Origin of the sequence: Tepidamorphus gemmatus (assembly GCF_004346195.1) — a bacterium.
Lineage (GTDB): Bacteria > Pseudomonadota > Alphaproteobacteria > Rhizobiales > Tepidamorphaceae > Tepidamorphus > Tepidamorphus gemmatus.
This window is the reverse complement of record NZ_SMAK01000005.1, coordinates 294,241-301,622: the sequence shown is the minus strand read 5'-3', so window position 1 is coordinate 301,622 and position 7,382 is coordinate 294,241. Positions and strand designations below refer to the sequence as shown.

General features: G+C 67.3%; 9 protein-coding genes. 1 reads left to right on the top strand and 8 read right to left on the bottom strand.

What is annotated here, in order from left to right:
- Positions 1–242: 242 nt before the first annotated feature.
- Positions 243–1,097: an enoyl-CoA hydratase family protein gene (locus EDC22_RS10660; protein ID WP_132806617.1), complete on the bottom strand. Its 855-nt coding sequence runs from the start codon at positions 1,095–1,097 to the stop codon at positions 243–245.
- A gap of 268 nt (positions 1,098–1,365) precedes the next feature.
- Between EDC22_RS10660 and EDC22_RS10655 the strand changes: the two genes are divergently transcribed.
- Positions 1,366–2,343: an agmatinase gene (locus EDC22_RS10655; RefSeq protein WP_132806616.1), complete on the top strand. Its 978-nt coding sequence runs from the start codon at positions 1,366–1,368 to the stop codon at positions 2,341–2,343.
- Here the strand turns inward: EDC22_RS10655 and EDC22_RS10650 are convergent.
- From EDC22_RS10650 to EDC22_RS10620, 7 genes are all read right to left on the bottom strand, one after another.
- The gene (locus EDC22_RS10650) at positions 2,340–3,371 is read right to left on the bottom strand and encodes a phosphotransferase enzyme family protein (RefSeq protein ID WP_132806615.1); all 1,032 of its coding nucleotides are present in this window, start codon (positions 3,369–3,371) and stop codon (positions 2,340–2,342) included. The two genes, EDC22_RS10655 and EDC22_RS10650, sit on opposite strands and share 4 nt — an antisense overlap.
- A 137-nt stretch (positions 3,372–3,508) precedes the next feature.
- Entirely contained in the window at positions 3,509–4,189 is a 681-nt protein-coding gene (locus tag EDC22_RS10645; protein ID WP_132806614.1) for a microcompartment protein, read from the bottom strand.
- Between the two features lie 10 nt (positions 4,190–4,199).
- Positions 4,200–4,487 (bottom strand): BMC domain-containing protein, encoded by a 288-nt coding sequence (locus EDC22_RS10640; RefSeq protein WP_132806613.1) that lies wholly within the window; start codon positions 4,485–4,487, stop codon positions 4,200–4,202.
- 32 nt (positions 4,488–4,519) lie between these two features.
- Positions 4,520–4,783 (bottom strand): EutN/CcmL family microcompartment protein, encoded by a 264-nt coding sequence (locus EDC22_RS10635; protein ID WP_132806612.1) that lies wholly within the window; start codon positions 4,781–4,783, stop codon positions 4,520–4,522.
- Positions 4,783–5,211: a hypothetical protein gene (locus EDC22_RS10630; protein ID WP_132806611.1), complete on the bottom strand. Its 429-nt coding sequence runs from the start codon at positions 5,209–5,211 to the stop codon at positions 4,783–4,785. The genes EDC22_RS10635 and EDC22_RS10630 overlap by 1 nt, the downstream gene beginning before the upstream one ends.
- A complete protein-coding gene (locus tag EDC22_RS10625; RefSeq protein ID WP_132806610.1) occupies positions 5,208–5,813 on the bottom strand; it encodes a BMC domain-containing protein in 606 nt (201 codons plus the stop codon). The genes EDC22_RS10630 and EDC22_RS10625 overlap by 4 nt, the downstream gene beginning before the upstream one ends.
- A 14-nt stretch (positions 5,814–5,827) precedes the next feature.
- Positions 5,828–7,375 carry an aldehyde dehydrogenase family protein gene (locus EDC22_RS10620; RefSeq protein ID WP_132806609.1) on the bottom strand — a complete coding sequence of 516 codons (1,548 nt, stop codon included), beginning with the start codon at positions 7,373–7,375 and terminating at the stop codon, positions 5,828–5,830.
- Positions 7,376–7,382 lie beyond the last annotated feature (7 nt).

Below are 7,382 nucleotides of genomic sequence, written 5' to 3'. Positions count from 1 at the left end.
AGGGAACAACCCCCGACCACGCTGCGGCGACCCTCTCCCAGCAACCGGTGCTTCACCTTAGCCGAGGATCGCACCGATGAGTGGAAGTGTTACAAGCCGAGGATCGCACCGATGAGTGGAAGTGTTACAACCCCGTTTCTCATCCAGCCGGAAGCAGAGCCGCCGCGTGAGGTCGCGGCGGCAATCTTGCAGGCATTCGGTGGGACGCTCCCCCGTCATGAGCGTCGGGTTTGTCCCGAACCTCAATTGCCCTCGAAGACCGGACGCTGCTTGGCCACGAAGGCACGATAGGCACGTTCGTAGTCCTTGGTCTGCATGCAGATGGCCTGGGCCTGCGCCTCCGCTTCGATCGCCTCGTCGATACCCATGCTCCACTCCTGGTGGATGCACTTCTTGGTCATGGCGTGGGCAAAGGTCGGGCCGGTGCGGAGACTGCGGGCGAGGGTCCGCGCTTCCTCGAGGACGGTTTCGGAGGGGGCGAGGCGATTGTAGAAGCCCCAGCGTTCTGCCTCGGCGCCATCGATCGCACGGCCCGTATAGAGAAGTTCCGAGGCGCGGCCAGCGCCGATGATGCGCGGCAGGATATTGCAGGCTCCCATGTCGGCGCCGGCGAGTCCGACCCGCACGAACAGGAAGGCCACCTTCGAGTCGGGCGTGCCGATGCGCATGTCGGAGGCCATCGCGATGATGGCCCCGGCCCCGGCGCATACGCCGTCGATCGCCGCGATGATCGGCTGCGGACAGGTGCGCATCTCCTTGACGAGATCGCCGGTCATGCGGGTGAAGGCAAGCAGCCCGTCCATGTCGCCGGCGAGCTGCATCTCGACGAGCGGCCCGATGATCTCGTGGACGTCGCCGCCCGAGCAGAAGTTGCCGCCGGCGCCGGTGATGACGACGACCTTGACGTCGGGAGCGTGTCTCAAGTCGTGAAAGGTATCGCGCAGTTCGGCGTATGATTCGAAGGTCAGCGGATTCTTGCGCTCCGGCCGGTTGAGTGTGATCGTTGCAACGCCGTCGTCGAGTTCCCACTTGAAGTGCTTCGGCGAGAAGCGGCTGAAGTCGACCCGCTCCGGGCGGAAACGCGTCTTGGTGGACATATCGGTTCTACTCCTCATTTGGGGTGGCCACCGGCCGCTACCCAACCGGAAGGGCCTGGCCGTGGGATCGGTTTGCTGCGACAGGGGGTAGCCGAATTCGGCCGGACTGCCCAGTGGGGCAGCGCGGCGAACCCGCTGTCGCCGTCCCGGATCCACCGCCCTGTGTCAACGAGGTCGGCATGCCTGCGACGTCGCCTTGCGCTTCCTGCCCGGTCGGAGGAATGCTACCCGTTCCGGCATCGAGATCACCGGATTCGGGAGGCGCAGCTTGAGCGATCCGTTCTATCGGCCGGTGTCGGGCTTCGATCTGCCGCGCTTCGCGGGCGTGCCGACCTTCATGCGGCTGCCGCATGTGCCGCTCGACGATCCGCGCATTCGCGAGGTCGCGATCGGCATCATCGGGGCGCCCTGGGATGGCGGCACCACCAATCGGCCGGGACCGCGTCACGGCCCGCGCCAGCTGCGCGACCTGTCGACCATGATCCGCGCCGCCAACGGGGCGACCGGGGTACGGCCTTTCGACATGGTCAACTGCGCCGATCTCGGTGATGTCGGCCCGAACCCGGCCGACGTCGCCGACAGCCTGGAGCGCTTCACCCGCTATTTTCGGCGCGTGCGGGACGCCGGGATCGTGCCCCTGACAGCCGGCGGGGATCATCTGTGCACGCTGCCGATCCTGCGCGCGCTGGCCGCTGACGGGCCGATCGGCATGATCCATTTCGACAGCCACACCGATCTGTTCCACAGCTATTTCGATGGCTGCAGGTACACACATGGCACGCCGTTCCGGCGGGCGGTGGAGGAGGGCCTGCTCGATCCGAAACGCGTGGTGATGATCGGCATCCGCGGCACCACCTACGATACGGAGGATCGCGACTTTGCCAGGTCGGTCGGCATTCGGGTCATTCCGATCGAGGAGTATTTCAGGCGCGGTGTCGCCGACGTGATGGTTGAGGCGCGCGAGATCGCCGGAACCGGTCCGACCTACGTCTCCTACGACATCGATTTCGTCGATCCGGCCTTTGCACCGGGGACGGGAACGCCGGAGGTCGGCGGCCCGAACTCGTTCGAGGCCTTGCAGGTGGTGCGCGCGCTCGACGGGGTGAACATCATCGGTGCCGATCTCGTCGAGGTCTCGCCGCCCTTCGATCCGAGCGGCGCCACCGCCTGGCTCGGTGTCTCGATCATGTTCGAACTGCTGTGCGTGATGGCGCCGAGGGTCGCGGCGCGGCGGGCGACGAGCTAACCGAAATTCTTCAGGTAGGTCCGGCAGAGCGGCACCGTGCCCTCGGTATAATCGACGCCCATCGACTGGGCGAGCTCGGTCTCCGAGTGACTGCCGATCCAGGCCACGAGCAGCAGCCGGCGCAGCATGATGAAGGTGCCGATCTCGTCCTCGTCGGCCTGCGGCAGGTCGATCACCCTGCGGTAGCCGACGAGCCAGTGACGCACCAGGTCGGGCACTTCGGGCAGGTGCTCATAGAACGACACTGGCGTCGCAGCGTCGTACATCAGCCAGGAAAATCCGCAGTCATCGAAATCGATGACCTTCACCTCGGATCCGTCGACCAGCAGGTTGGCGAGGCGCAGGTCACAGTGGATCAGGCCGAAGCGGTCCTCCGACTTGCCGAAGGCGGCGAGGCGGTGGCCGATCAGTTCGACAGTATGGGCGAAGATGTCGAGCTTCTTGTCGTCCATGCCCATGCCGTCGCGCCAGCGGCCCCAGTGCGGCCGCTCGCCGAGGCTCGTCTCGAAGTCCCAGGTCAGCCGTTCGAACCAGGCTGGTCGCCGCCAGGTGCGGACGTGACGGTGCATGCGCGCCGTCACCTCGCCCAGCACCTCGAAGGGCTTGCGCAGATCCTCGTTGACGCCGGGTTCGGCGCCCGATTCCCAGTTGAACAGCACGACATTGCGCGGGCGAGCCATCGCCGGGTGGCCAACCTTCTGGATCAGCTCACCGTCATGGCCCGGAACCGGGACTGGCGTCGTCACCACGCCGGACTGGCGCAAGTCGATCAGCCAGGCGAGTTCCGACGCGATCGCCGTGTCGGAATGATAGCCGTCGCGGTGGACCCTCAGGGCCCAGCGCCGGCCGGTCGCCGCGTGCTCCACCTTGTAGGTCGCGTTCTCGGACAGGTTGACGAGCGTGACGGAGACATCGGCGGGAATGGGATAGTTCGCCGTCGCCGTTCGCGCGAGCTCGGCGAGGCAGTCGAGCTGGCGCGCGTGCGGAAGGCTGTCGAAGCCGTGGGTGTCGGGATGGACCTCAGTCATGACGACCTGCCGTAGTCGATCCTGGCGAGGCTAGCAACCGTCCGCAGCAGCGACTTGACCTCAGCGGAGCGGCAATTGACAGGCCGCGCGGCCGGGCTCACGGCTGCCGGTCTGACGAGCACGTCATCGGCGGCGGGTCAGGCGTCCCGTCCGCCGATCGAGGCGAGCACGGCCTCGATGCCCGCACGCGCCTTAGCGACATCGGCAGACCGTCCCGACAGATAGATGCGTCCTGCCGCGCCGATCATCTGCACGTCGACGAGCGTCAGCCCGGGCGCCAGCCGTTCTGCCTCGTTGGCGGCGATGGCGGCATAGAGCGCCGGCACCATCTCGCAGATCAGCAGGGTCTCGCCGGGCATCACCATCGACGCCTGACGCGTACGGTTGATGATCACCGCATGCTGGTCGGCGATGTCCTCGATCACGTCGCTGTACAGGATCCGCGGGCGCAGCTGGTCGCCCTCGGTGAGGCCGATCCCCTTCAGCACCGCGCGGCCGGCCCGTTCGAGCGCCGACCTGTCGTCGCCGTGGATCTCCAGGATGCCGAACTGACGCTCGACGAACAGGATGCCCGGTTCGAGGTCCGGATCGGATTTCAGGGCGATATCAGTCACCCGCTCGATCATCAGGCCGGGCGCGACCTCGATGATGAGAGCGTGCTGGCCTGCCAGCGGCGGATAGCCGCGGGCACGCGTCGGCGAGCCCATGTAGGCGGCGAACTGCGGCTGAAGGTCCTCGACCATCAGATAGACCCGCAATTCGCCCTTCGCTGCCGGCGAGCTGGTCGCAGCGGCCGCCTTCTGCGCGGTCCGGGCCATGATCCGTCCGCTACTTCGCGCCGCCGCCGGCGGTGAAGTGCTTGGAGACGTCGGCGTGCGGGCGCGGAATGACGTGGACGGACACAAGCGTGCCGACCTGGCCCGCGACTTCCGCACCGGCTTCGGTCGCCGCCTTCACCGCGCCGACATCGCCGTTGATGATTACGGCGACAAGACCGTCGCCGACTTCCTCGCGGCCGATGATGGAGACGTTGGCAGCCTTCACCATGGCGTCGGCGGCGGCCAGCGCGGCCACGTAGCCCTTGGTCTCGATCATTCCGATGGCATTGCTGGACATGATGGTTTCTCCCTTGTGTCCGTGAGACGGTATCACTTGCCCGTGCGGGCGGAGGCGGCTTCGTCGATCGATCCGATGATCAGCGCGTCGATCGGCGGCGCCTCGCCCGGAAACCAGGCGGCGGCGACCGATCCGGTCGCGACGATGACGCTCTCACCCTCGCCGCAGCCGAGCGGATCGAAGGCGAGAAGACGGGTCGAACTTCCGTCGACGACCACCTCGAGAATCGATCCGGCGGGGACTTCCTTGAGCCGCTTTGTCGACCAGATGCGGCCGGTGACGGTTGCGCGCAGCATCAGCGTCTCCTCTCGATGACGACACCCCTGGCGCGGGCCTTGTCGCGCGCCAGCGGGGTCATGACGGCGCCGGGCGCGAGCATTACACGCGTTCCCGGCTCGAGCTTCGCGATCCGCGCCTCGGTCACAGTCCCGGCCAGCACCATGTTGGCGCTGCCTGCCGCGACGGGTGCATCGGCGCTGACGGGACCGGCGGCCGGGACAGGTCTGGCGAGCGTGAAACGATGATGACCGGCGCGCAAGGCGGCGCCGCTCGCCGGATCATCGAGGCGGCCGATCAGCCGGGCAACGAAGGCGGCGAGATCGGCGTCGCTGGCGATCTGCACCGGTTCGACGACGGGTGCGATCGCAGCTTGCAGGGGGCGACGCGCCTTGAGCAGCTCGCCCAGCACCTCGCGGATCATGGCGCGCAGCTCGCTCTCCTTCATGCCACCAGCTCCAGCGCGGTCTCTGCGGCGGTCGCGGCAGCCCGGACTTCGGCCTCGGACCCGGACAGGTAGACCCGCCCGGTCGCGCCGATCATCCGGTAGTCGACGATCTTGATGTTGGCGGCTTTCTCGGCCTCGTTCGCAGCGAGGATGGCATAGGCGGCCGGCTCGGTCTCCAGAACGAACAGCGTCTCGCCACCGAGGATCATCGAGCCGCCCTTGTTGCGGTTGATGAGGAAGGCATGCATCGGGTCGATGCGGGTGACGATCTTGGAGGCCAGGATCTTCGGGCGGATCGCATCAGTTTCGCTCAGCCCGAGCGCCCGCAGCACCGCCTGTGCGGCAGCCTTGACGGCGGCGGTCGAGCGGGAATGAAACTCGAGGTACCCGAACTGCCGCTCAACAACGAGAATGCCGCCACGTACCTCGGCCTCCTTCAGGGCCGTATCGGTCAGAGGCTCGATGTCGAGGCCCGGCGCGACCTCTATGATCTGCGCGGCCATATTGGTGCGCGGCAGCGAGCCGCGGATCCAGGTGCCGAGATAGCACATGGTCTGCGGCTGCAGCTGGTCGATGAAGATGGAAGAGCGCAGCGTGGCCATGGTGTGTCAGCCTCCTACGCGGCCAGCACCGCGTTGAGCTCTTCGAGGATCAGCCGGCGCAGTTCGGCGCGCAGCGCGTCGGCCGGGATCTGGCCACCGGCGATCGCGGCAAGCTGCGGGACGGCCGGATGCGGGGCAGCGGGCGGGAGATCGTCGAGCCGCAGTGGATCGAGCCCCTCGAAGCGGCCGAACGGCACCGCTTCGGATCTGTTGTAGGCGATCCGCGCGAACTGCACGAAATGCTGCGGGGTCAGGTTGTCGCCGATCGAAGAGCCGCCGACGAAGCCGGTGCCGATGGTCATCGACGGGCCGAGATGGGTGTCGAAGCCTGCCGCGCCGAGCGAGCAGCCGACATTGACCACCACGCGGAGCGCCGGAACGGCGGCTGCGAAGGCGAGGATCGTTGTCTCATTGGTCGAGTGGACGACTGCGGAATGGCCACGTCCGGCGCGTCGCATCATCGAGCGGGCAGCCGCGATCGCCTGATCGAGGCCGCCGACGCGAGCGAAGGCGAGCACCGGGCAGAGCTTCTCGCGGACGAGCTTCTCCTCCGGCTGAACGAGCGCGACCGGTGTGACCAGGATACGCGCGCCTGGTGCGCGGAAACCGGCCTTCTCGGCGATCCAGGCGGCATCCTTGCCGATCACGTCGACGTTGAAGCCGTCCTCGTGAAACAGCAGGGACCGCAGCCTCGCCGATTCCTCGGTCGTGCAGACATGGGCGCCGGCCTTCCTGAATTCGGCGAGAAGACGGTCGGCAACGGCCTCGTAGGCCAGAACGGTGGACTCATTGGTGCAGAGGATCGAGTTGTCGAAGGACTTCGACTCGACGATCCGCCGCGCTGCGGCCGCGACGTCAGCCGTATCGTCGACCAGCACCGGCGCATTGCCCGGGCCGACGCCCAGAGCCGGGTTGCCGGAGCGATAGGCCGCCTTGACGACGGCAGGACCTCCGGTGGCGACGATCAGGTCGACGCGGTCGTCCGACATCAGGCTCTCGATCAACGGGATCGTCGGTTCCTCGATCACCTGGATCGCCCCGTCGGGTGCACCGGCCGCGGTTGCTGCGGCGGCAAGCGCCTTCGCGGCCTCCGCGCAGACCCGTCTGGCGGCCGGATGCGGGCTGATGATGATCGCGTTGCGCGTCATCAGCGCGAGCAGGCACTTGAAGAACACCGTCGCGACCGGATTGGTGACCGGGACCAGCGCGAAGATGACACCGGCCGGGCGCGGCAGCTCGACCATCTTGCGGGCCGGATCGATGCGGGGGGAGACGAAATCCTCGCTCCGGTAGAGATCGACGATACCCTTAGAGCAGGCTTCGTTCTTGAGAACCTTGTGGGCAACGACGCCGTAGCCGGTCTCGGCGACGGCGCGCTCGGCAAACTCGCGGGCGCGGGCATGCCCGGCCGCAGCGGCGGCATCGACCGCCGTCATCACCGCCGGACGATCCATCTTCGCAAGCTTGGCGGCGGCCCAGCGGGCGCGCTCGAGCATCAGCCGGCCGCGCTCCAGCGCGGCGTCGGGCACCTGCATGCGGGGGCGATCTTCCGTGACGCTCATCGGTGGG

Excerpts from the sequence above, each read along its gene's own strand:
- EDC22_RS10660 (WP_132806617.1), bottom strand. The coding sequence starts at position 1,097 with ATGTCCACCAAGACGCGTTTCCGCCCGGAGCGGGTCGACTTCAGCCGC.
- EDC22_RS10650 (WP_132806615.1), bottom strand. The coding sequence starts at position 3,371 with ATGACTGAGGTCCATCCCGACACCCACGGCTTCGACAGCCTTCCGCAC.
- EDC22_RS10645 (WP_132806614.1), bottom strand. The coding sequence starts at position 4,189 with ATGGCCCGGACCGCGCAGAAGGCGGCCGCTGCGACCAGCTCGCCGGCA.
- EDC22_RS10640 (WP_132806613.1), bottom strand. The coding sequence starts at position 4,487 with ATGTCCAGCAATGCCATCGGAATGATCGAGACCAAGGGCTACGTGGCC.
- EDC22_RS10635 (WP_132806612.1), bottom strand. The coding sequence starts at position 4,783 with ATGCTGCGCGCAACCGTCACCGGCCGCATCTGGTCGACAAAGCGGCTC.
- EDC22_RS10630 (WP_132806611.1), bottom strand. The coding sequence starts at position 5,211 with ATGAAGGAGAGCGAGCTGCGCGCCATGATCCGCGAGGTGCTGGGCGAG.
- EDC22_RS10625 (WP_132806610.1), bottom strand. The coding sequence starts at position 5,813 with ATGGCCACGCTGCGCTCTTCCATCTTCATCGACCAGCTGCAGCCGCAG.
- EDC22_RS10620 (WP_132806609.1), bottom strand. The coding sequence starts at position 7,375 with ATGAGCGTCACGGAAGATCGCCCCCGCATGCAGGTGCCCGACGCCGCG.